27 protein-coding genes are annotated in these 23,118 nt (G+C 66.7%); 5 read left to right on the top strand and 22 right to left on the bottom strand.

All coding sequences use genetic code 11. The features are described 5' to 3' along the window. Positions 1-48 precede the first annotated feature (48 nt). From ahcY to QSJ18_RS08160, 12 genes are all read right to left on the bottom strand, one after another. Complete coding sequence (gene ahcY / locus QSJ18_RS08215; RefSeq protein ID WP_286325866.1) at positions 49-1,521, bottom strand: adenosylhomocysteinase; 1,473 nt, start codon at positions 1,519-1,521, stop codon at positions 49-51. 204 nt (positions 1,522-1,725) lie between these two features. Next, a complete protein-coding gene (locus tag QSJ18_RS08210; RefSeq protein ID WP_286325865.1) occupies positions 1,726-3,270 on the bottom strand; it encodes an APC family permease in 1,545 nt (514 codons plus the stop codon). 203 nt (positions 3,271-3,473) lie between these two features. Continuing rightward, positions 3,474-4,397, bottom strand: coding sequence for a cation diffusion facilitator family transporter (locus QSJ18_RS08205; protein WP_286325864.1), 924 nt, complete (start codon positions 4,395-4,397; stop codon positions 3,474-3,476). A 133-nt stretch (positions 4,398-4,530) separates the two neighbouring features. After that, positions 4,531-4,833 (bottom strand): WXG100 family type VII secretion target, encoded by a 303-nt coding sequence (locus tag QSJ18_RS08200; protein ID WP_286325863.1) that lies wholly within the window; start codon positions 4,831-4,833, stop codon positions 4,531-4,533. Between the two features lie 68 nt (positions 4,834-4,901). Next, positions 4,902-5,249, bottom strand: a complete 348-nt coding sequence (locus QSJ18_RS08195; protein ID WP_286325862.1) for a WXG100 family type VII secretion target — start codon at positions 5,247-5,249, stop codon at positions 4,902-4,904. Positions 5,250-5,356: 107 nt separating this feature from the next. Next, positions 5,357-6,172 (bottom strand): ESX secretion-associated protein EspG, encoded by an 816-nt coding sequence (locus tag QSJ18_RS08190; RefSeq protein WP_286325861.1) that lies wholly within the window; start codon positions 6,170-6,172, stop codon positions 5,357-5,359. Further along, positions 6,169-7,167: a PPE domain-containing protein gene (locus QSJ18_RS08185; RefSeq protein WP_286325860.1), complete on the bottom strand. Its 999-nt coding sequence runs from the start codon at positions 7,165-7,167 to the stop codon at positions 6,169-6,171. Before QSJ18_RS08185 ends, QSJ18_RS08190 begins: the two co-directional genes overlap by 4 nt. 80 nt (positions 7,168-7,247) lie before the next feature. Further along, a complete protein-coding gene (locus QSJ18_RS08180) occupies positions 7,248-7,553 on the bottom strand; it encodes a PE family protein (protein ID WP_286325859.1) in 306 nt (101 codons plus the stop codon). A 75-nt stretch (positions 7,554-7,628) separates the two neighbouring features. Beyond that, a complete protein-coding gene (locus tag QSJ18_RS08175; protein WP_286325858.1) occupies positions 7,629-9,011 on the bottom strand; it encodes a hypothetical protein in 1,383 nt (460 codons plus the stop codon). Beyond that, positions 9,008-9,346: a type VII secretion target gene (locus tag QSJ18_RS08170; protein ID WP_286325857.1), complete on the bottom strand. Its 339-nt coding sequence runs from the start codon at positions 9,344-9,346 to the stop codon at positions 9,008-9,010. The genes QSJ18_RS08175 and QSJ18_RS08170 overlap by 4 nt, the downstream gene beginning before the upstream one ends. Continuing rightward, on the bottom strand, positions 9,343-9,750 hold the full coding sequence (locus tag QSJ18_RS08165) for a YbaB/EbfC family nucleoid-associated protein (RefSeq protein ID WP_353507208.1): 408 nt from the start codon (positions 9,748-9,750) through the stop codon (positions 9,343-9,345). The genes QSJ18_RS08170 and QSJ18_RS08165 overlap by 4 nt, the downstream gene beginning before the upstream one ends. Before the next feature lie 40 nt (positions 9,751-9,790). After that, positions 9,791-10,174, bottom strand: a complete 384-nt coding sequence (locus QSJ18_RS08160; RefSeq protein WP_286325856.1) for a hypothetical protein — start codon at positions 10,172-10,174, stop codon at positions 9,791-9,793. Between the two features lie 365 nt (positions 10,175-10,539). Between QSJ18_RS08160 and QSJ18_RS08155 the strand changes: the two genes are divergently transcribed. Beyond that, positions 10,540-12,078, top strand: a complete 1,539-nt coding sequence (locus QSJ18_RS08155; RefSeq protein WP_286325855.1) for a MinD/ParA family ATP-binding protein — start codon at positions 10,540-10,542, stop codon at positions 12,076-12,078. On the opposite strand, the gene QSJ18_RS08150 is transcribed toward QSJ18_RS08155, so the two are convergent. Next, the gene (locus QSJ18_RS08150; protein WP_286325854.1) at positions 12,069-12,683 is read right to left on the bottom strand and encodes a DedA family protein; all 615 of its coding nucleotides are present in this window, start codon (positions 12,681-12,683) and stop codon (positions 12,069-12,071) included. The genes QSJ18_RS08155 and QSJ18_RS08150 overlap by 10 nt on opposite strands. Before the next feature lie 275 nt (positions 12,684-12,958). Between QSJ18_RS08150 and QSJ18_RS08145 the strand changes: the two genes are divergently transcribed. After that, positions 12,959-13,990: an alpha/beta fold hydrolase gene (locus QSJ18_RS08145; protein ID WP_286325997.1), complete on the top strand. Its 1,032-nt coding sequence runs from the start codon at positions 12,959-12,961 to the stop codon at positions 13,988-13,990. A gap of 39 nt (positions 13,991-14,029) precedes the next feature. On the opposite strand, the gene truA is transcribed toward QSJ18_RS08145, so the two are convergent. The 8 genes from truA to infA form a co-directional block, all read right to left on the bottom strand. Beyond that, a complete protein-coding gene (gene truA / locus QSJ18_RS08140) occupies positions 14,030-14,911 on the bottom strand; it encodes a tRNA pseudouridine(38-40) synthase TruA (RefSeq protein ID WP_286325853.1) in 882 nt (293 codons plus the stop codon). Positions 14,912-14,922: 11 nt separating this feature from the next. Beyond that, on the bottom strand, positions 14,923-15,477 hold the full coding sequence (gene rplQ, locus QSJ18_RS08135) for a 50S ribosomal protein L17 (protein ID WP_286325852.1): 555 nt from the start codon (positions 15,475-15,477) through the stop codon (positions 14,923-14,925). 61 nt (positions 15,478-15,538) lie between these two features. After that, the gene (locus QSJ18_RS08130) at positions 15,539-16,591 is read right to left on the bottom strand and encodes a DNA-directed RNA polymerase subunit alpha (RefSeq protein ID WP_286325851.1); all 1,053 of its coding nucleotides are present in this window, start codon (positions 16,589-16,591) and stop codon (positions 15,539-15,541) included. A 149-nt stretch (positions 16,592-16,740) separates the two neighbouring features. Continuing rightward, positions 16,741-17,346, bottom strand: a complete 606-nt coding sequence (gene rpsD, locus QSJ18_RS08125) for a 30S ribosomal protein S4 (protein ID WP_286325850.1) — start codon at positions 17,344-17,346, stop codon at positions 16,741-16,743. A 23-nt stretch (positions 17,347-17,369) separates the two neighbouring features. After that, the gene (gene rpsK, locus QSJ18_RS08120) at positions 17,370-17,777 is read right to left on the bottom strand and encodes a 30S ribosomal protein S11 (protein WP_286325849.1); all 408 of its coding nucleotides are present in this window, start codon (positions 17,775-17,777) and stop codon (positions 17,370-17,372) included. Further along, a complete protein-coding gene (rpsM, locus tag QSJ18_RS08115) occupies positions 17,777-18,145 on the bottom strand; it encodes a 30S ribosomal protein S13 (RefSeq protein ID WP_286325848.1) in 369 nt (122 codons plus the stop codon). The genes rpsK and rpsM overlap by 1 nt, the downstream gene beginning before the upstream one ends. Positions 18,146-18,351: 206 nt before the next feature. Next, positions 18,352-18,465: a 50S ribosomal protein L36 gene (rpmJ, locus tag QSJ18_RS08110; RefSeq protein WP_005207978.1), complete on the bottom strand. Its 114-nt coding sequence runs from the start codon at positions 18,463-18,465 to the stop codon at positions 18,352-18,354. Between the two features lie 118 nt (positions 18,466-18,583). Continuing rightward, the gene (gene infA, locus QSJ18_RS08105) at positions 18,584-18,805 is read right to left on the bottom strand and encodes a translation initiation factor IF-1 (RefSeq protein WP_005187701.1); all 222 of its coding nucleotides are present in this window, start codon (positions 18,803-18,805) and stop codon (positions 18,584-18,586) included. 300 nt (positions 18,806-19,105) lie between these two features. On the opposite strand from infA, the gene QSJ18_RS08100 reads away from it, so the two are divergent. Both QSJ18_RS08100 and QSJ18_RS08095 read left to right on the top strand, forming a co-directional pair. Further along, positions 19,106-19,495: a phage holin family protein gene (locus QSJ18_RS08100; protein ID WP_286325847.1), complete on the top strand. Its 390-nt coding sequence runs from the start codon at positions 19,106-19,108 to the stop codon at positions 19,493-19,495. Between the two features lie 55 nt (positions 19,496-19,550). Next, positions 19,551-20,303 (top strand): SIMPL domain-containing protein, encoded by a 753-nt coding sequence (locus QSJ18_RS08095; RefSeq protein ID WP_286325846.1) that lies wholly within the window; start codon positions 19,551-19,553, stop codon positions 20,301-20,303. Between the two features lie 140 nt (positions 20,304-20,443). On the opposite strand, the gene QSJ18_RS08090 is transcribed toward QSJ18_RS08095, so the two are convergent. Continuing rightward, positions 20,444-21,301: an LLM class F420-dependent oxidoreductase gene (locus QSJ18_RS08090; RefSeq protein ID WP_286325845.1), complete on the bottom strand. Its 858-nt coding sequence runs from the start codon at positions 21,299-21,301 to the stop codon at positions 20,444-20,446. Positions 21,302-21,739: 438 nt separating this feature from the next. Between QSJ18_RS08090 and QSJ18_RS08085 the strand changes: the two genes are divergently transcribed. Then, positions 21,740-23,098: an LLM class flavin-dependent oxidoreductase gene (locus QSJ18_RS08085; protein WP_286325844.1), complete on the top strand. Its 1,359-nt coding sequence runs from the start codon at positions 21,740-21,742 to the stop codon at positions 23,096-23,098. Positions 23,099-23,118 lie beyond the last annotated feature (20 nt).

The following is a 23,118-nucleotide window of genomic DNA, read 5'->3' as shown; positions in this document are numbered from 1 at the left end:
TCGGGCCCGGCTGTTCGTCAGTGCTGTGCGTCGGCGCTGTTTGTCAGCTCAGTACCGGTAGTGCTCGGGCTTGTACGGGCCGTCGACGTCGACGTTGATGTACTCGGCCTGCTCCTTGGTCAGCTTGGTGAGCGTGCCGCCGAGCGCCTCGACGTGGATGCGCGCAACCTTCTCGTCGAGGTGTTTGGGCAGACGGTAGACCTCGTTGTCGTATTCGTCGTTCTTGGTCCACAGTTCGATCTGGGCGATCACCTGGTTGGAGAAGCTGTTGCTCATCACGAACGACGGGTGACCGGTCGCGTTGCCGAGGTTGAGCAGACGGCCCTCGGACAGCACGATGATCGAGTTGCCGTTCTCGAAGATCCACTGATCGACCTGCGGCTTGACGTTGATGCGCTTGGCACCTGAACCCTCCAGGCCGGCCATGTCGATCTCGTTGTCGAAGTGACCGATGTTGCCCAGGATGGCCTGATTCTTCATCTGCCGCATATGTGCGAGCGTGATGATGCCCAGGTTTCCGGTCGAGGTGATGACGATGTCGGCGTTGCCGATCGCCTCCTCGACGGTCACCACGTCGTAGCCGTCCATCAGCGCCTGCAGCGCGTTGATCGGGTCGATCTCGGTGACCTGGACGCGTGCGCCCTGGCCGGCGAGCGACTCGGCGCAGCCCTTACCGACGTCGCCGTAACCGCAGATGAGGACCTTCTTGCCACCGATGAGGACATCGGTGCCGCGGTTGATGCCGTCGATGAGCGAGTGGCGGGTGCCGTACTTGTTGTCGAATTTGGACTTGGTGACCGAATCGTTGACATTGATCGCCGGGAAGGCGAGATCGCCGGCAGCCGCGAACTGGTACAGCCGCAGCACACCGGTGGTGGTCTCCTCGGTGACGCCCTGCACCGACTCCGAGATCGCCGACCACTTACCCTTGTCCGCCTCGAAGCTGTTACGCAGCAGTTCCAGGAAGACCTTGTATTCGGCGGAGTGGTCGTCGTCGGTGGGCGGAACGACGCCGGCCTTCTCGAATTCGGCGCCTCGCAGCACCAGCATGGTGGCGTCGCCACCGTCGTCGAGGATCATGTTGGCAGGCTCGCCCGGCCAGGTCAGCATCTGCTCGGCCGCCCACCAGTACTCCTCGAGCGTCTCACCCTTCCAGGCGAAGACCGGCACACCCTTGGGCTCGTCGATGGTGCCGTGCGGCCCGACGACGATCGCGGCCGCGGCGTGGTCCTGGGTGGAGAAGATGTTGCACGACGCCCAGCGGACCTCGGCGCCCAGCGAGACCAGGGTCTCGATGAGGACTGCGGTCTGCACGGTCATATGCAGCGATCCGGAGATCCGCGCCCCCTTGAGCGGCGCGACGTCGGCGTACTCGCGACGCAGTTCCATCAGACCGGGCATCTCGTGCTCGGCCAGCTCGATCTCCTTGCGGCCGAAGTCCGCGAGGGACAGGTCGGCGACCTTGTAGTCGATACCGTTGCGGTTGTCTGCCTGCGGTGTGGAGGCCGGCGCAGTCGTCATCTGATCCCCTTGTCATTCCCGTTGATCAAGTCATTCACGTTGATCAGTTCATTCACGCTGATTGGTCGTTCGCGTTCGTGTGGTGGGTGTCGTTCGCTGCCCAGCAGCACGCCATACGTTCGGACTAGAGGCTATCGGACCGCGAACATGACGCGGCACACACCACCGGTGTGGGGATAAGGGCAAGCTAATAATGCCTGGGTGTCAACTATCGTCGGCACCGGCGGCAGCCACCGTCGACGTAGAACCGCCGACCGCTTCGCGCTCCCGTTTCCCGACCATGGAATGACGCATGCCGTACAGGAAGTAGACGCACACCCCGATCACCATCCAGACCAGGAACCGAATCCAGGTCAGGGCACTGAGGTTCAGCATCAGCCACAGACAGGCGATGATCGCCAGCACCGGGATGATCGGCCCACCCGGCACGACGAACCCGCGTTTGAGGTCGGGCCGGGTGCGTCGCAGCACCATCAGACCACCGGCGACCACCACGAAGGCGAACAGGGTGCCGACATTGACCATCTCTTCGAGCCGGTTGATCGGGAAGAAGCCTGCGACGACCGCCACCACCACCCCGATCCCGATCTGCAGCCGATACGGTGTGCCATAACTGCGGTGGGTCCTGGCCAGCCGTCGCGGCAACAGCCCGTCGCGCGACATCGCGAACAGCACACGCGATTGACCGAGCATCAACACCATGACGACGGTGGTGAGACCGGCGAGCGCACCGATGGCGACGACACGTTCGACCCACTCCATCCCATTGATGCCGAAGACGTAGGCGAGGTTCTTCGGTTTGCCCTGCCACTCCCCTTCACCGGCCGCGGTGGACAACTCGGTGTACTTCGACATACCCGTCACCACGATGGTCACCGCGATGTAGAGAACGGTGACGATGATGAGTGAACCGAAAATGCCACGCGGGACGTCACGCTGCGGATTCTTGGTCTCCTCCGCCGTCGTCGCGACCACGTCGAAGCCGATGAACGCGAAGAAGACGATGGACGCGGCGGCGAGGACGCCATACCACCCATAGCTTTCCCCGCCCGATCCGGTCATCAGGGAGAACAACGAGGATTCGATACTGCCATCGGAATCGCCGCCGCCCTCCGCCTTCGGCACGAACGGCGAGTAGTTGTCGACTTTGATGTGGAAGGCGCCGACGACGATGATGAGCAGCACCACGGAGATCTTGATGGCGGTGATGACCGCCGACACTCCGGCCGACAGTTTCGTGCCGATCACCAGCAGGATGGTGAGCACGGCGATCACCGTGATCGCGCCCCAGTCGACGTCGATTCCACCGACGGTGACGATCCCGTTGACCCCGTCGCCGAACACATTCGTCAGATAGCTCGACCAGGCCTTCGCCACCACCGCCGCACCGACCGCGAACTCCAGGATCAGATCCCAGCCGAGAATCCACGCCAGGAACTCACCGAAGGTGGCGTATCCGAAGGTGTAGGCGCTGCCCGCGACCGGAACAGTCGACGCGAACTCGGCGTAACACAGGGCGGCCAGACCACAAGCGATCGCCGCGAGGACGAAGGACAGTGAGATCGCCGGCCCGGCCTTGTCACCGGCCTGACCCGCGGTGACCGAGAAAATACCTGCGCCGATGACCACCGAGACACCGAAGACCGTCAGGTCACGCCAGGTGAGATTCTTGCGGAGTTTGGTATCCGGCTCGTCGGTGTCGGCCAGCGATTGTTCGACGGATTTCGTCCGCGTCAACGGGTTTGCCATCAGACCTCCCGGCACTTCGTGGTCGGTCGTCGTGAGGACACCTCGATGAGCCTCGTGACGAATGCTCGATGCAGGGACGCTCGCCGGGTGTGACCACCCGAGGAAATCTCCCGATAGTGAACGCTAGCGAAACATCTCGACGACGACACCGGATCGGGCCGAAAGCCCTGCGCCGGCCCGCGTGTCGGCGGTGACCGACCGGCCTACGCGCTCGGTCCGCGGTCGATATCGGGTTCGAGGTAGATCACCCGCGCCTGCGGCAGCGCCGCCCGCACACGTCCTTCGGCGGCGTCGATGGTGTGCGCAATCGTCACCGCATCGGCCCCTGCCGGGATGGCGATCTTGGCCGCGACCAGCATCTCCTCCGGGCCCAGGTACTGGGTCTTCATATGGATGACGCGGTCGACCCCATCCGACTGCAGCGCCGTCAGCAGCGTCGCCTCTTCGTCCTCGGTAGCGCCCTCGCCGATGAGCAGACTCTTCATCTCCACGATCAGGATGATCGCGATGACACCGAGCAGCGCGCCGATGCACAGCGTGCCCACACCGTCCCACACCGCGTTCCCGGTCGCCATCGTCAGTCCGACACCACCGAGGGCGAGCACCAGACCGATGAGCGCACCGCTGTCCTCGAGCAGCACAACCGGCAGTTCCGGGCTACGAGAGTTGCGGATGAACCGCCACCAGCTGGCGCGCCCCTTCAACGGCTTGGACTCACGGAAGGCCGTCGCGAAGCTGTACCCCTCCAGACCGATGGCGACCACCAGGATGACGATCGCCACGATCGGCGAATCGAGACCGTGGTCGTCGGAATGTCGGATCTTCTCCACACCCTCGTAGATCGCGAACATCGAACCGAGGGTGAACAGCACCAGCGCCACGATGAACGAGTAGAAGTACCGGGTCCGGCCGTAGCCGAACGGATGTAGCTGATCGGCCTTGCGGCCAGCCTTCTTCTGCCCCAGCAGCAAGAGCCCCTGATTGGACGTATCGGCGACCGAATGCACCGCCTCGGCGATCATCGATGACGACCCGGTCACCAGGAAGCCGACGAACTTGGCGAGCGCGATGCCCGCATTCGCGAGCAGTGCCGCGACAATGGCCTTCTTCGATCCCTCTGCGGACACGTGCACCCTTCCGTGATGCCCGCCCACGACAGACCGGCTCTCAATCAAGAGACTGTAAAGGACTTGGGGGCAGGAGACTCGCCGACCCACGCCCCACGTGCCGGTTGGCACGCGGAGCGCGGGCCGGGTGTGGCTAGATGATCGATCGCATCGCCGCCCCGATAGTGCTGTCACGTTCGGCCATGATGCGGCTCGCGTTCTGCACACCACGTTTGAGTCCGTGCAGTTGTTCACGCGAGTTGGCGAAAATCTGGTCGAACCGTGCCTGCGCGTCGTCGTAGGCGAGTTTGGCGTCCTGCGAACTCCAGTTCTCGCCGAGCGAGGCGACCTGCTTCTTCAGTTGGGCGTTGAGCGTCTCGAGACGCTCGAACGAGGCGCCCAGGCCGCCGCTCAGGTCTCCGAGCGAGGCGAAGTCGTAACGGATGGGTTGTGACATGTGCACTGTCCCTTCGGTGTCGGGATCGGATGGGTTGAGATGAATTGGATTCGCGCGCGCCGTCCGGCTCAGATCGCGGTGGCGTTGCCGAGGGCGGTGGCCGCGCCCGCGTCCTCCTCCTCGTAGCCGGTGAACCCGGAATTGAGCTGGCTACGGATGGCGTCGAGCAGATTCGCCATCGTCAGCGCCGCCTTGTTCCAATCGGTGTGGGTACCGCCGAACGAGCCGGCCGCAGCGCCCGTCCAGCTGTCCAGACCGGTCGAGGCCTGCTGCGCGATGACCTTGATGACCTCCTGCATCTCGTCGACGGTCTTGCCGACCGATGCGGCGGTCGCGAGCCCCGCGTTGACGTCGACGGCGACGTGGGATCCGCCGCCGCCCGCGCCGATGCCGGGGAGATTCAATCCAGCAACCATGTTGGTTCCTCCTGTGTTTCGGCACCGACAGACGATGCCCCCTCAGGTACCCGTGGCGCGGATACCTCTGACCGTGATGCCCCACCGAGGTGGAGACCCCCGAACGCTCAGGCGAACCATCGTCCGTCGGGTAGGGTCTCGACGAGCAGCGCGACCGCCTGCCCGATGCGATGTCCCGAACCCGGCGACAAGGTGGTCCACACCTGACCGTCGAGAGCTTTGCCGGGGCCGGCGATCAACCGACCACGGTCGGTGTCGAAGATCGCGACGGCACCCGAAGACTGGGTGAGCGAACCATCGTCGTGTGCGACCGCAACGATCTCGGTACGCGCCCGGCACCCGCGCAGCGCCGCCGAGATCAGGGTCGCGTCGGCCGCACTCGCGCCCATCGCGTACAGCGCGTCGGTTGTCTCGACACCGGCGGCGCACCGCCCGAGCCGATCGATCAACGCCGCACTGGGATAGCTGAAACCACGTACCGGACAAGGCTTCTGGTCGACGAATCGGGAGCAGACCACAGCCGCCAACGCGCCGGTGTCGGCGACGTCGACGATTCGTATGTCGATCGTGTCCGCGACTCGGCTCGCCAGGACGTGCACTCCACCGCGGCGCGCGACGCACTGCCGGACCACACCGGCGTCGTTGTAGGTCCGCAATTCCAGCTCACGATCCGGCCGCGACAGCACATCGACGACGGTGCGCGTCCATGACGACGGCTCGTCGTCGGCGATCATCCCGGACCGCGCGATCAGCACGTCCGCGGCGGCTGCTGAGTCGGCCGTCGATGTATCCGGCGGGACAACGATGCCCTCGACGTCGAGGACGACCGGCCAGGTCTGCACGTCGAGTTGTTGTCCCAATCGCCGCAGCACCGCGACATCGAGTGTGCGCGGGGCATCCGGGGCGGTCGGGCTCGTCGTCATCGGTTGTCCTCCTGCCCGAGCAGCAAAGTCTCCGTGAAGTAGCGCGGGTCGACCACCGGCCCGATGACCGGACGATCGGAGACCGCCACCTCCGCCCAGGTCGATGGAACGTCGACGGCGGCGGACGCCTGCGCCGCATCCCCGGCACCGCGATCGGCGACCCGGATGCTGCGATCGGCACCGGCACCGGCACCCGCGCCCGTCGCACCGGGCGGCACGACAGGTGCGGCCGGATGCCCCTCGCCGCCTGCGGGTTCCGCCTCCGGCAGATGCGGAGGTGGGGTGGGGCTGGTGGCAGCGAGCCGCGTCGGCACATATGCCTGCTTCTGCACCGGCGTAGGCCGGTATCCGGCCACCCCGGCGGTCGTCGGCGCGTCGGGCGTCGTCCCCGGCTTCAGGTGGACGGAATCGGTCCGGTTCCGGGCCTCGGCCAGCCGAAGCGGCACGTCGGACGCGACGGCCGGCGCGCGTAGCGGCGAGTGCCACGGCGTCGCGGCCGGTTCGGTTGCCGTCTCGTACATGGACATCACCCGGGCAGCGCGCATCCGCTGCTGATGCAGGGCCCGCTCCACATGTGCAGCCGCGCCCCCGATCAGCGGGGCGACGGCCGATGCGGTGGCGACGAGATCGTGCAATGAATCGACGAGCTCGACCTCGGCGGTGTCGGGCATGCTCACCCGGGCAACCGCGGTGGCCGCCGCCTGAGCCTCAGCGTGGGCGGCGTTGCGTGCCGCAGCTGCGGCCGCATCGGCGAACCACCCGAGAAGTCCGGTCAATGCGTCGATAGCGGACTTCGCGTGCGGAGAATCCCACTGCACACCCAGCCGGCCGAGGACCGCACCGTAGTCGGCGCCGGCCCGCGCGAGTTCCTCCGACAGCATCGTCCATGCCTGCCCGGCTTCGGCGAGCGGGCCCGGCCCCCGACCATCGGTGAGATCGGCGGTGAGCTGACGGGTCGTACGTGCGTCCCAGACGACGCCGGTGAATCCGGTCATCTTCTCCTCCTAGGACTGATCTCGTGTATCGCACTGCGGCGGGCCGGGGTCGAGCGGTCACGGTGCAACGGCCGGGCGGCTCAGGCTCTTAAGCCCCGGGCTGCCGCCTCCTCGTCGGCCGCGAAGCCGTCCCCCTGTGCGCGCAACACCGCGGCGATCTTGCGCAGTTCGCGGATACCGGTCGCGGTGTCGGCACCAAATCGTCGAGCCACCTCGGTGAAGCTGTGTGCGGCGGCCACCGACACCTCGTCGCGCCCCGCGGGCTCGACCGGCAATGTGCGCCCCGCCCCGACGAGCGCCTGTTCCAGACGATGCACGATGACGTCGATGTCACCTGCCGCGGAAGCCAATTGCGCCGGATCCACTCGGAGTACGGAATCGTCCACGAGGCTCTCTTTCCTGAGTCGAGTTCTGGTTGTGGTTCTGGTTCTGGTTCTGCGGTACGCGATAAGTGATCGGAGTCAGATCGGCTCGCGGTCGGGGGCGACCACCACCGGAATCGGCGGGCCCAGCCGGAGTTCGATGTCGGGGGCGGGCGGGGCATCGTGGTCGTCGTCGCCGATGACGGCGGGCACCGACTCCGGTGTGGTCCCGACCAGGTGCTGTCCGTTGAGTTCACTGATCAGATAGTCCGGAATCGTGTGGTGCTCACCCGATCCACCGGTGCCGCGGACCGCGGCACCGGCGATCGGCGCCCCGCCCACCGGCATCGCCGTCGGCGTGGTGAGTGCACCGCGTGCGCCCGGCGGTACCGAGATCCCGGTCGATTCGACCGATGCGACGGTGGTGACGACATTCGGTTTGGCCGCACCGAGCGTGGCCGGCGCACCACCACCGGTCATGCCGAACGCGCCGACGCCCCCAGTACCGCCGGTGGCCATGGCCGCCCTGGTGCGCCCGTCTCGATCACCATCGGGGCCGACCGAATCCGCGTGGGCCCCACCATTGTGTGGCGCCGTGGCGGCGGGCCGAGGGCCGCCGAGTTCGAGCATCTTGGTCACCGGCGTCATCAGCGTGGCCGGTAGTTCGGTGGCTGTCGACAGCGCGGGCGAGACGGCGTCGAGTACCGCGCCGGCGAGGGCGAACGGCGATTGTCCGGGTGCGGGACTGGGTGCGCCCGGCATCTTCGTCACCGGAACCGGGGCGCCGTTGGTGGTCATCCGGGCCGTCGGACCCAGCAGCGCGGCCCGCGTCGCGGCGACCGCCGCCGTGGCCTCCGTCAGTCCGGTCGCGGCGAATCCCGATGCCATCGCCAGACCCGCCCCGACGGCGGGCGAACAGATCAGCGGGACGGCAGCACCCAGGATCGCCGCGACCGTCTTCGCGATGATCGCCTGCACCGCGGCCAGTCCCTGCCCCACGATCGCGGCGGCTGCGTTGATGTCGATATTCATCCCGCTGCCCTGTACCGAGAGGGCGGCACCATTGGCGCCCGCCTGCACCGTCTTCTGGGTGGCCCCGGCCGCGGCCTGCCCGCTCCACAGCTTGTCGCCGAGGTCCAGCGCCGCCTTCCCGGTCGCCAGCGCGGTGTCGAGCACCGTGGAGAGCGCGTCGAAGACAGCCGACGGATCGAATCCCCCGGCGCCGAGGTCACCGGTACCGAAACCTCCGAGTAGATCTGTCATCGGCTTGATCAGCTGATCGAGTGGTGGAATCTGGATCGGCGGTAGTCCCGGCAGAGGCGGCAGCGGCGGCAGGACCGGCAGCGGCGGCAGTCCGAATCCGGCGAGCACCTCGGCGACCGGCCGGTCCAGGATGGGACCCAGCGGCGTCGCCTCGATCATCTGCTGCACCGTCATGTCGGCGCACGACCGTGGGCCGGGCACCACCGGCGGCACACTCACAGGACCGAGCCGATGACGGCCGCACTGCCCGCATCGGTCACCTGGAAGTCGGCGAGCGCGCCGAGTGTCGAGGCGGCGGTGGCCGCGTGGACCATGGTCAGCTCCGCGACCGAAGCCAGATGATTGCCCTGGGCGGCGATGAAGGACGCCAGGAACTCCTGCCCGATCAGCCCGAAGACCGGGACCATCACCGCGGTGTTCGCCGCGGCGTTGATCGTCCCGGCAGCACCGATCGCGGTGGCGATCGACGCATGGGTCGCCGCAAAGGATTCGAGGACCTCGGGACTGGCGGAGACCCTGTCCCCACCGATCCCACCCGGCATCGTCTCGCTCATCGAAGATCCTCCCCATCTCGGTCGTCGCTGTGTGGATGTTCCCGGCCGGAAAGCAGTTGGCCGGGGATGGCGGGTGAGCGCGTGGCCAGCAACTCACCGAAGGTCTCGGTGAAGTTCTCGGTAGCCACCGCGACCTGCGCGAAGGCACGCTGCGCGGCCAGCGCGGCGGTGTTCACGATGTGCTCGCCGAGTTGCCGTGTGCCGAGATCGTTGGCGCCCGGCGCCAGCCACAACCCGACGAGCGCCCCAGCGGCATCCACTTCGGCGGTGACGAGGCCGTCCGGCGAACTCGTCCGCACCGAGATACCTTGCAGCGCTTCGTTGTACTCGTGGATTCGGTCCAGCTGCGCCTGTGCGCGCTCTTCGAGTTCGTCCATCGCCCAGCTCATTCGCTCCCCTGTCATCGGTTCGGAATCTTCTCGACTGCCGATCTAGCGAGGCGCGTCAGCCTCGGCGCAGCCACGACGCCGGCGCGTCGGCCGCGGCATCGTCGGCGTATTCGGTGCGTGCCAGATCGTCGGCTCGAGGCAGCGCCATGGTGTCGACGAGATCGCGATCGACGCCGGCCGCCAGTAGATCGGCGCGCAACGCCACCCCCGCCGACATCGCCGCTCGCCGGCACAGCCGGAGAACTTCGGTGGCCAGCACCGCCGGGTCCTTACGAAGTTCGGACGTCTCGATCCGCACTGCCAGCGGCAACCCCTGTGCCGTCGTCGTCACCGACACACCACCGGACCGGGACCGAGCATGCGCCGGCCGGTGCACTGCCTGCCACGGCCCATGATCGGGTTCGGCACCGGTGTCGGCGTCCTGTGCTGTGTTGGTCATATGTGCCCCCTCCACTCATATGACGCAGCCCGGCCCAGTTCGGATCCATCGACTTTTCGCGACGCATGAGATCGCCCCGCAGACCCCCCGATGACCCGCACCCGGCCACTGTCGGCAATCGGCGAGATGGAGCCAGATCTTGCCACAGGATCGTGACCCCCACCACACACTTGCGAACACTGCTCACCGGCGACACGTGCGGCCGCCTCGGGACCCGACCGGCAGCCACTCGACCGACACGACGCGTCGGCTTCGGTAGACTCCCTGCGAGGCTGTCGGCCTACGTCGCGGATTCCGTCTTCGGACACCGTCCGCGGCCACCGTCACACCGGCAGCAGCGACGATCCACAGGGGGATTTCCCGCGATGAGTCAAGACCATTCGGCTGCCGAAAGCACGACGACAAACACCGGTCCGGGACCGATCGAGCAGCCCACCCCGCCGCCGTGGCTTCAGTTCGCCTCGATGGAGGGTGGTGAGACCTCGATCGTGAATCCGAGCGGACCGACGCCGGACGCACCGGCGGCGCCTGCCCCGAACGGTCCGTCTGCCCCAGGCACCCGGTCGGGACCGATCGAACAGCCCGCGGCCCCGTTCGGATACTCCGACACCCCCGGATTCGGAACCCCGGGAGCCGATGCCCCCGCGCCGGAAGCGGCCGGCGCACCGCAGCAGTCCGGGCCGCATGAACACTTCGGTGCCGCCCAACCGGTCGGAGCACCACCTCACCTCGGCGCACCCCAGCAGTTCGGCGCACCGCAGGGCGAGCCCCAACAGTTCGGCAGCCCACCACAGTTCGGCGCACCCCAGCAGTTCGCCCAGCCCCAACAGTTCGGCGCACCCCAGCCCTATGGCCAGCCGGGGCCGGGCGGTCAGCCCGATCCTGCGTTCGTCGGCGGACCGGGCGTGCCCCCGCCTGGCGGCCCCCAGTTCGCCCCCGGCTACCCGGGACCCGGCGCCCAGCAGGGTCCCGGTCTCGACGAGGTCGCGCTGCTACGCAAGGCCCGCCGGGCACCCAGCCGCGGCTGGCGACGCGCCGTCCACACGCTGTCTGCGGGTGCGATCAACCCTGGTGAGTCCTCGGGCGACATCGAGTACCAGCGGCTCCTCGAACGGGTGAATCGACCGGTTCGCGGCGACTACCGGATTGCAGTGCTGTCACTGAAAGGTGGGGTCGGCAAGACCACCACCACCGTCGGGCTGGGCTCGACCTTCGCCTCCCTGCGCGGTGACCGGGTGATCGCGGTCGACGCCAACCCCGACCTCGGTACCCTCGCCCAGCGCGTACCGCAGCAGACCGCGTCGACGGTCCGGGATCTACTCGCCGATCAGAACGTCTACCGCTACTCCGATGTCCGCGCACACACCTCGCAGGCCCCGAGCCGATTGGAAGTCCTTGCTTCCGAACGTGATCCGGCGATGGCCGAGGCGTTCAGCGAGGAGGAGTACCGCGGTGTCGTGACCATCCTGCAGCGGTTCTACAACATCATCCTGACCGACTGCGGTACCGGTCTGAGCCACTCGGCGATGCGCGGTGTGCTGGACCTTGCGAACGCGATCATCCTCGTCAGTTCCCCCGCCCTCGACGGAGCCCGCAGCGCAGGCGCGACCCTGGACTGGCTGGAGGCGCACGGCTACGGACACCTGGTGTCACGCGCCGTCGTCGTCCTCAGCAGTTCACGTCCCGGTTCGTCGACCATCGACACCGATCAGCTCGGCCAGCACTTCCTCACGCGATGCCGGGCGGTCCACGCCGTTCCGTTCGACGATCACCTCGCCGAGGGCGCCGAAGTCGACCTCGACCTCGTCAGCAAGGGCGCCAAACGGGCACTCGTCGAACTCGCCGCGACCATCGCCGACGACTTCACCGGTCCGCCGATGCGCCAGGATCCGTTCTACGGCTGAACCGCCCGGCGTGACCGCCAGCGGCGCGCCAGGTGGATGAAGGTCGGCACCACGATCGTCAGCACCGATCCGATGATGAAGATCTCGATGTTGTCGCGGATCAGTGGCACATTGCCGAGGAAGTAGCCGAGGAGCACGATCCCGCACACCCACGCGAAGCTGCCCAGCACGCTGAAGAGGGTGAATACCCGGTAGGGCATGCCGCTGAACCCGGCGACGATCGGCGTCAGGGTTCGCACGATCCCGATGAAGCGACCGAAGAACACCGTGAGCGGGCCGAACCGGTCGAAGTAGGCGTGTGTGCGGTCCAGATATGCGGGGCCGATCGACGTCATCAGCTTTCCGTCGAGCACACCCCGCCCGAGCCTGCGGCCGATGAAATAGCCGCATTGGTCGCCGATGATCGCCGCGACCGGAATCGTGACGCACAGCAGCCACACCGGCGCGAACGGGTCGGGCTGGGCCGCGAACACCCCCGCGGTGAACAGCACCGAGTCCCCCGGGAACACGAAACCGATCAGCAGCCCCGTCTCGACGAAGATCAGGACGCAGAGTCCGATGAGTCCACCGGTGGCCAGAAACGAGTCGACGTCGAACGGGTTCATCGTCGTCCAGACTAGCCGCGCATCATCCGACCGATTCCGCCGTGCCCTGGGACATCGGAGCAGGTCGGGAGGAATTCACGCAATCGACATCGCAGGCTCGCCGGGCGGTCGCGTTAACTTGTTGCAACACAGCGCGCAAATCGTCCCAAGGTCGGGTTTACTCGCAGAGGAGAGCGGCGCCCGACCGCGACGATCCGCCCGCGTACACGACGCCGTGACGATTCGAGGAGACTTCCGTGCCGACCAGACGAGTGTCGACGACACCCACGGCCCCGATGCTGCGACCGGTCAACACCGACACCGAGATGCGCATCGAATACCACACCATCCACGGGTACCGGCGTGCATACCGGATCGCCGGAAGTGGTCCTGCTCTGCTGCTCATCCACGGCATCGGCGACAACTCATCGACCTGGAACGAGGTCATCCCCCTCCTCGCCCAGCACTACACGGTCATCGCGCCCGACCTGCTCGGACACGGTCGCTCGGACAAGCCGCGTGCGGACTACTCGGTCGCCGCCTTCGCCAACGGGATGCGTGATCTGCTGGTCGTTCTTGGCCACGCCAAGGTGACCGTCGTCGGGCATTCGCTGGGCGGCGGCGTGGCCATGCAGTTCTGCTATCAGTTCCCGCGTTTCGTCGACCGGCTGGTGCTGGTCGCGTCCGGTGGTGTGACCCGCGACGTCAATCCCGCGCTGCGTCTGATGTCGCTACCAGCGGTCAGTCAGGCGTTGTCGTTGCTACGGCTGCCCGGCGTCGTCCCTGGCCTCAAACTCGCCGCCAAGGCGATCGCCGGGTCACCGAACCCACCGGGACTTCCCGCGGCCTGGACCCCAAAGCACTATCTGAGGGATCACGACGACCTCGTGCGCGTGATCGCCGATCTCGCCGATCCGCACGCGCACGCCGCGTTCCTGCGCACCCTGCGCGCAGTGGTCGACTGGCGTGGACAGTCGGTGACCATGCTCGACCGCTGCTATCTGACCGAACGGCTACCCGTGCTCTTGGTGTGGGGTGACGAGGACAATGTCATCCCGCACGGTCACGCCGAGATCGCCCATGCCGCGATCCCCCACTCCGAGCTGGTGACCTTCCCCGCTTCCGGCCATTTCCCCTTCCACGACGACCCCGAGCGATTCTGTCGGGTCGTCATCGACTTCTTGAGCAGGCACGAGCCGATCGTCTTCGACCCGGTGAACTGGCGGCAGATGATGTCCGAAGGTCCGCATCTGGACAAGTTCGTCGGCGACGACCAGACCGTGGAGGCCGTGTTGGAAGCCTTCGAAGACGAGCGCAGCGCCACCTGACCCGGTGGCCGCAGCAATGATGCGGCCACCTCGACGAGGTCAACCGCCGCAGCACCCGCCGGTGGATTCCCGCACGTCCCTGGTGATCTCGTTACGCGCGGACAGTTCGGAGTAGGGCGGGTAGTCGACGCCGACCAGCGACAGGCCGCGTGCCTGTGCGACCGGCACCTTCGCGCTTCGTTCCGATTCACCCAGCAGCGCCGCACACCACTCGACGTCGCGTCGGCCGTCGCCGACGGTTGCCACCGCACCGACGAGTGAACGCACCATCGACCAGCAGAAGGCGTCGGCGGTGACCTGACCGACGAGCACACCGTCGTCGGGGTCGCGGGTCCAGGAGAAGCGCTGGAGGTCGCGAATCGTCGTCGCACCCTCACGTCGACGGCAGAAGGCGGCGAAGTCGTGCAGGCCGATCAGCACCGCCGACGCCGCGTTCATGGCGTCGACGTCCAGCGGTCGACGCCAGTCGGCCGTGGTGCGCGCCTGCGTCGGTTCGGCACCGAACCGGGCATCGGTCAGCCGGTAGCGATAGTGACGGCGCAGCGCCGAGAACCGCGCGTCGAAGTCGTCCGGGACGATCTCGACGGACTTCACCCGAACATCGTCGGGGCACATCTTCGACAGCCGGCCGACCAGCGTGGACGGATCGCCGCCGATCGACCGGGTCGCCAGTGCCATTCTCGGGACGACCGCGTGCGCGACCTGCCCGGTCGCGTGTACACCGGAGTCGGTGCGGCCGGCGACCGTCAACCGCACCGGCACCCGAAGGACCGTCGACAGCCTGGTCTCCAGTTCTTCGCACACCGTCCGCTGCCCGACCTGGCGGGCCCACCCCGCGAAGTCGGTGCCGTCGTAGCCGATGTCGAAGCGCAGACGACAGAACCCGCCGACACCGTCATCGGTGTCGGCGGGTTCGGTCATGAATCCGGGAATCAGTCGTCCGACTTCTTCTCGTCGGCCTCGGCGGCCGGGGCCTCGGTGGCTTCGGCGTCGGTGGCCTCGGCGTCGGTGGCCTCGGCGTCGGTGACCTCAGCCTCGACGACCTCGGTCTCCTCGGCGGCCGGAGCCTCGGCAGCGGCCTTCTGCGAGGCGGCAACGCGGGTGGCGCGGGTGGCCTCCGACGATGCGGTGCTCTCGCGCACCAGCTCGATCACTGCCATGGGGGCGTTGTCACCCTTGCGCGGCAGCGTCTTGATGATGCGGGTGTAGCCGCCGTTGCGATCGGCGAACGACGGGCCGATCTCCTCGAACAGGTCGTGCACGACGTCCTTGTCGCGGATCACCTTGAGCACCTCACGACGGTTGGCCAGCTTGCCGGCCTTGGCGTGGGTGATCAGCTTCTCGGCGTAGGGGCGCAGCCGCTTCGCCTTGGCTTCGGTGGTGGTGATGCGGCCATGCTCGAAGAGCGAGGTGGCGAGGTTCGCCAGCATCGCCTTCTGGTGGCTGGCCGACCCGCCGAGGCGGGCACCCTTGGTGGGCTTGGGCATTGTCTTCTCCTAGAAGAAACTCCCGATCACTCGATACGGAAGTCAGGGTTGGGCGACAGCCTTACAGCTGTTCGGTCTCTGCGAAATCCTCACCGGAATCGGCGTCGAAGGCAGCTTCTTCGGACCAGGTGCCGGTGGCCGGGTCGTAACCGGCGACCTGCGACGGGTCGAAGCTGGCCGGGCTGTCCTTGAGCGACAGTCCGAGCGCGTGCAGCTTGACCTTGACCTCGTCGATCGACTTCTGGCCGAAGTTGCGGATGTCGAGCAGATCCGACTCGGTCCGGGCAACCAACTCGCCGACGGTGTGCACACCCTCGCGCTTGAGGCAGTTGTAGGAACGAACGGTCAGCTCCAGATCCTCGATCGGCAGGCTGAACGACGCGATGTGGTCGGCCTCGGCCGGCGACGGTCCGATCTCGATGCCCTCGGCCTCGACGTTGAGCTCCCGGGCGAGCCCGAACAGCTCGACCAGGGTCTTGCCCGCCGACGCCAGTGCGTCACGCGCGCTGATCGAGTTCTTGGTCTCGACGTCGAGCACGAGCCGATCGAAGTCGGTGCGCTGCTCGACACGGGTGGCCTCGACCTTGTAGGTCACCTTGAGCACCGGCGAGTAGATCGAGTCGACCGGAATCCGGCCGATCTCGGCACCCGACGCCTTGTTCTGCACGGCCGGCACGTAGCCGCGGCCCCGCTCGACGACGAGCTCGATCTCGAGCTTGCCCTTGTCGTTGAGGGTCGCGATGTGCAGGTCGGGGTTGTGCACGGTGACACCGGCCGGGGGCACGATGTCGGCGCCGGTGACGGTGCCCGGACCCTGCTTGCGCACGTACATGGTGACCGGCTCGTCCTCTTCGGAGCTGACCACGAGGCCCTTGAGGTTCAGGATGATGTCGGTGACATCTTCCTTCACGCCGGGGACGGTGGTGAACTCGTGCAGGACACCGTCGATCCGGATGCTGGTGATGGCAGCGCCCGGGATCGAGCTGAGCAGGGTACGACGCAGCGAGTTGCCCAGGGTGTAGCCGAAGCCGGGTTCGAGCGGTTCGATGACGAACTTCGACCGGTTCTCGGCGATGATCTCCTCGGCAAGAGTGGGTCGCTGTGAGATGAGCATTTCGTGTTTCTCCTTGTGAAGCCCGCTATTTGACTTCGTGGAAGGTGACCGAACAGCTGGTTGCTGTCAGGCGTTTCTGCAGTGATCGCCTCACCCGGCCGAATCGGCCGGCACAGGGACCGGCCGATTCGGCGGGCAAGCGATACGGACTACTTCGAGTAGAACTCGACGATGAGCTGCTCGGTGAGCGGAACCTCGATCTGGGCACGCTCGGGCACCTGGTGCACGAGGATGCGCAGCGTCGACGGAACCACCTGCAGCCAACCCGGAACCGGACGATCGCCGACGAGCTCCTTGGCGATCTGGAACGGGACGGTCTGCAGCGACTTCGGCCGGACGTCGATGATGTCGTACTGGCTGACGCGGTAGCTGGGGACGTCCACGCGAACACCGTTGACGGTGAAGTGGCCGTGGGTGACCAGCTGACGGGCCTGACGACGGGTGCGGGCGATGCCCGACCGGTACACGACGTTGTCGAGACGGGTCTCGAGCAGCTTCAGCAGCTCGTCGCCGGTCTTGCCGCTGCGACGGTTCGCCTCTTCGTAGTAACGACGGAACTGCTTCTCCAGCACGCCGTAGGTGAAGCGAGCCTTCTGCTTCTCCTGCAGCTGCAGCAGGTATTCGCTCTCCTTGATCCGCGAACGGCCGTGCTGGCCGGGCGGGTAGGGGCGACGCTCGAACGCCTGGTCTCCGCCGATGAGATCGACGCGCAGACGACGGGACTTCTTGGTTGCGGGGCCGGTATAACGAGCCATTGTTCTAGTTCCTTACCTTCCCGCTAGACCCGGCGCCGCTTGGGCGGACGGCAGCCGTTGTGCGGCTGAGGGGTGACGTCGGAGATGGTGCCGACCTCCAGGCCGGCTGCCTGCAGGGAGCGGATCGCGGTCTCACGACCCGAACCCGGTCCCTTGACGAACACGTCGACCTTCTTGACGCCGTGCTCCTGGGCCTTGCGTGCAGCGTTCTCGGCCGCGAGCTGAGCCGCGAACGGGGTGCTCTTACGCGAGCCCTTGAAACCGACGTGGCCCGAGGACGCCCAGCTGATGATGTTTCCGCTGGGGTCGCTGATGGACACGATGGTGTTGTTGAACGTCGACTTGATGTGTGCGTGGCCGTGCGGGACGTTCTTCTTATCGCGACGGCGTGCGCCCTTCTTCGGGCCTGCGCTACGTGACTTCGGAGGCATTACTTCTTCTTCCCGGCGATGGTCTTCTTCGGGCCCTTACGAGTACGGGCATTGGTCTTGGTGCGCTGTCCGCGAACGGGCAGGCCACGACGATGGCGCAGACCCTGGTAGCAGCCGATCTCGATCTTGCGACGAATATCGGCCTGCACCTCGCGGCGGAGGTCACCCTCAACCTTCACCGAGGCCTCGATGTATTCACGCAGCTTTGCGACGTCTGCGTCGGTCAGATCCTTCGCGCGCAGGTCTGCGGACAGACCGGTACCCGCCAGGATTTCCTTGGAGGTGGTACGCCCAACTCCGTAGATGTAGGTCAGTGCGATCTCCAGCCGCTTCTCGCGGGGGAGATCCACACCAGCAACACGTGCCATGTGGCATTTCCTTCACTTTTCAGAGGTCTGCTCCCTGTCCGTCCCGGTCGCCACGCCATGCTGCGTGGGTCTTCGGGCTCCGGCCTCTGAACCGGAGGTGGGCGGCGACTCGTCTGTCTCCGCTGGTGCTGGGAGGGCTTCACAAATGTTCAGCTCTGTTTTCTATTCAGTTGTTCAATCACCAAGCGACCTGAGTCGGTGGATGATCAGCCCTGGCGCTGCTTGTGGCGCAGGTTCTCGCAGATCACCATGACCCGTCCGTTGCGGCGGATCACCTTGCACTTCTCGCAGATCGGCTTGACGCTCGGCTGAACCTTCACGTCAAATCTCTCCTGTTGTCGCCCACGCGCACGACGGCACGCCGCACCCGTGGGAGGCGGTTTGTTCCCCGGACGGATGCCCGGGGAAGCCCCGAACCTGCAGGTCCGGGAAGTTCACTCACTTGTAGCGGTACACGATCCGCCCACGACCGAGGTCGTAGGGCGAGAGTTCCACGACGACCCGGTCCTCGGGCAGGATGCGGATGTAGTGCTGCCGCATCTTGCCACTGATGTGGGCGAGAACCTTGTGTCCGTTCTCCAGCTCAATGCGAAACATCGCATTGGGCAGAGGTTCGACCACTCGACCCTCGACCTCGATGGCCCCGTCCTTCTTCGCCATGTCCTCCGCGATCCTGGCTGTCGGTCCGCGATCGGTTGATCGCGCCCGGCGGCCCGGTTGAATACGTGTTGCCCGGTACGAACCGGGCGCTGCCGTTACTGTGATGGTCACCGGTGTCGAACCGGGCCACCGGTGCCCGTCGGCCGACACCCACGTGAAGACACGCCGACGCCGACACGCAACGCGCACCGACGATCAATGTTACGCGAACTGGGAGAACAGTGCCAATCGCCTGCTGATGGGTCGACGCGGGCATTTCACCGCACCACTGTCGGGGCCACCGGCTGGCACACTGATCGCATGCGCGCCTTCCTGATCCGCACCGCATGCACCGGCTTCTCACTATGGATTGCGGCACTCATCGTGCCCGGCATCGACTTCGTCGGTGGCGACAACAACTGGGAGAAGCTGGGCATCGTGATCGTCGTCGCGGTGATCTTCGGACTGGTCAACGCGATCATCAAACCGATCGTGCAGCTGATCTCGATCCCGTTCTACATCCTCACCCTGGGCCTGATCCACATCGTCATCAACGCCTTCATGTTGGAGATCACCGCCTGGATCACCCGCAACACCACACACTGGGGGTTGGAGGTCGACGAATTCTGGTGGTCGGCGATCTTCGGCGCCATCGTGGTGTCCGTGGTCGGCTGGGGTCTCGCTCTGCTGATGAAGGAACCCATCGACTGAGTATCCGGTCAGGCACCGCAGCCAGTCAGACAAGCCGCCGAAGGAGACAGACCGGATGACCCGCGAGAACCTCACCACCCATCGTTCCCGACGTCACCGCCCGGCGGCGGTGCTCGTCGGACTGCTGGGGGCCGCGCTGCTCCTCGCGGGTTGTGGCGATGACGACGACCACGAGTCACCGGCCACGCCACGCACCGTCACCGTCGTCGGTTCCGGTCAGGTCAGCGGCACCCCCGACACCCTGCGCGCGACCATCGGTGTCGAGGCCTCCGGCCCCGATGTCAGCACCGCGCTCAACGAGGCGAGCACCAAGGTCCGCGCGGTCACCGACGCCGTCGTCGCGGCCGGGGTCGCACGGGCCGACATACAGACCCAGCAGGTGACCCTGTCGCCGCAATACACCTCCCCCGCGCCCGGCTCGTCGTCGGCGATCAGTGGCTATCAGGCCTCCAACACGATTCGTATCGTCATCCGCGACCTCAGCAAGGCGTCGAACATCCTGCGTGTGGCCGTCGACGCCGGCGGCGACAACACCCGGCTGAGCGGCGTGAGTTTCGCCATCGACGACAACTCGAAGCTGTTGGCCCAGGCCCGTACCGCCGCCTTCGGGGACGCCCGGTCACGCGCCGAGCAGTACGCCGAACTGGCCGACGACTCCCTCGGCAACGTGCTGTCGATCTCCGAATCCACCAGCGGCGACGAACAGCCCGCGCCGGCCTTCGACCGGGTCGCCGCCGCTCCGGTCCCCGTCGAGCCCGGTCAGCAGGAGGTGACCTTCACCGTGAAGGTCACCTACGCCCTGAACTGACCGCCCTGAACTGACCGCCCCGACCGAAAGTAGGGGACGAACGTTCCTCCCCTAGGTTTGCAAACCTCCCCGGGTTGCAACGCGGGGACGAACTGAAACCCGGGGACGAACCCGGCCCCGGCCCGTTTCGGTGGGGCGGATCAGGCTCCGATGACGGCGGCGAACTGCTCGACCGGCGTTGTCGAGCCGAGGACCTGGACGGCGACATGGTCGGCGCCGGCGGCCAGGTGGGCGTCGAGCGCGGCCCGGACGGTCGTCGCGTCACCATGGGCGACAAGCGCGTCGATGAGCGCGTCGCTGCCGCCGTTCTCGATGTCGGCGTCGGTGTAGCCCAGACGCTTGAGGTTGTTGGTGTAGTTGCGCAGGTGCAGATACGGCTGGTCGACAGGGGGCCGGCCGACGGCTCGCGCCGCCTCCGGATCGGTGTCGAGGACGACCTTGTGTTCCGGGGCCAGCAACACCCCGTCGCCGAGTACCTGACGCGCCACCGCAGTGTGCGCGGGCGGCGTCAGGTACGGATGCGCGCCCAGAGCCCGCTCGGCCGACAACGCCAGCATCCGCGGTCCCAGAGCCGCGAGGATCCGACGCTGCGCGGGCACGCCCTTCTCGTCGAGGACGTCGAGGTAGCCCGACACCCCGTCGTACGGCCTGGTGTACTCGGCGGTCGCCTCCGGATGTCCGGCACCGATGCCGAGATAGAACCGCCCCGGGAAGTCGGCTTCGAGCGCGAGGAAGTCGTCGGCGATGGCAGCCGCGTCGGTGTTCCAGATGTTCACGATGCCGGTCGCGACGGTGATGTCCTTGGTCGCCGCCAGCACCTTGCGGATCGGGCCGAGGTGCTTCGGCGAGCCACCCAGCCAAATGGCCCCGTAGCCCAGTTCCTCGACCTGCGCGACCTCCTCCGGCGAGAACTGGCCCCACCATCCCCAGACACCATGTGAACCGAATCGCTCGATGTGTTCGGCACGGTCGGCGGTATCGCTGGCACCGGCGGTCATGATCGTCTCCTTCGGAAGGGCTTGTGCGGTCTATCAGGTCAGCAGTCAATCAGGTCAGCAGTCGATCAGGTCAGCAGTCAATCAGATCGGCGGTCGGTCAGGTCGGCACTAGCCGACGGTCGGACCCCGGCCACCCCGTCGACGGTACCGATGCCGGAAACAGGGCCATCGACCACGACGGGCACAACAGCGGAATGCGCCACCGAATTCCGCCCGGACCCACGGTGATCGCAACCATCGTGAGCCGAACGTGCACCACGGTCTGCCCCAACCCGCGAGGCGCACAACAATACTTCGCCCTGCGCCAAACCATTGGACCGGGTCAGCTTTGTTGACACCGTGAGCTGATTGCCCGCCGGTCCCCGATCGACTCGCGTCGCACCGGCGCCGACCGCGAATGTCCGTCTCCCGAATATCTTTGCCACCGAAAGGCTTTCCATGAGTGTGCAACGCCAGCTCCATCTCAACGCCTTCATCTATCCGGCCGGCCACCATGAGGCAGCCTGGCGCCATCCGCGCACCCAACCGCACCGCATCTTCGACGCCGACTACTTCCAACAGATCGGGCGGGCCGCTGAAGCCGCGAAGTTCGACGCGGTGTTCTTCGCCGACGGTCCGGCACTGCGCACCGAAGCCGCCTACAACGCCGCGGGCCGGCTCGAGCCGATCACCCTGTTGACCGCCATCGCCCAGACCACCGAACGGATCGGTCTCATCGCGACCGCCTCCACCACCTATTACGAGCCGTACAACCTGGCCCGCCTGTTCTCCAGCCTCGACTTCCTGTCCAACGGGCGCGCGGGCTGGAACATCGTCACCACCGCCACCGACGCCGCCGCCGAGAACTTCGGGCTGAGTGCACATCCCGACCCGGCGGTGCGGTATCAGCGGGCGACCGAATTCGTCGAAGCCGCCACCCGCCTGTGGGATTCGTGGGAACACGACGCGATCCGTCTCGACCGCGAGGCGGGCATCTACGCCGACACCGATCGGATCCACCGGGCCGACTTCGTCGGCGAACACCTGTCGGTGCGCGGGGCCTTCACCGCGCCACGCTCGCCGCAGGGCCACCCGGTACTGGTCCAGGCCGGCGCCTCCGACGACGGGCGCGCCTTCGCATCCCGCTATGCCGAGGCCATCTTCACCGCACATCAGTCGATCGAGAACGCCCAAACCTTCTACGCCGACATCAAGTCCCGTGCACAAGCCCTGGGCCGCAACCCCGACCACGTCGTCATCCTCCCCGGCCTGAGCCCATTCATCGGCGGCACGGAGGCCGAGGCAAAGAACCTCGAACGCGAATTCAACGAACTGACGGTGCCCGACTACGGCATCCAACAGCTGTCCTCGCTGGCCGGGATCGACCTCTCCGCCGCTGAGCTCGACGCCCCGATCGACCCGGCGACCTTCGGTGACGCCGGCGACGTGGTCAACAACAAGCGCAGTCGCCGCCAGGTCGTCGCCGGAATCGTCGCACGCGACCGCCCGACCCTGCGTCAATTGCTGCACAGCCTGGCCGGGGCGCGCGGCCATCGTGTGTTCGCAGGCACGCCCGAGCAGATCGCCGACACCATCACCGAATGGTTCAGCCACGGCGCCGCCGACGGTTTCAACGTGATGCCGCCCTACTACCCGGGCGGACTCACCGACTTCACCGAGACCGTCGTCCCGATCCTGCAGCGGCGCGGCCTGTTCCGCACCGAGTACACCGGCACCACCCTGCGCGACCACTTCGGGCTGCCGCAGCCGGCCAACCAGTTCGCCACCCGCCGCGCATCCGCCCAGTACGCGAGTTGATCACCGTGGGCGGCGTCGCG

It is taken from the genome of Gordonia heveisoli, assembly GCF_030315745.1.
In the GTDB taxonomy this organism is placed as follows: domain Bacteria; phylum Actinomycetota; class Actinomycetes; order Mycobacteriales; family Mycobacteriaceae; genus Gordonia.
This window is presented reverse-complemented; position numbering and strand designations above follow the sequence as displayed.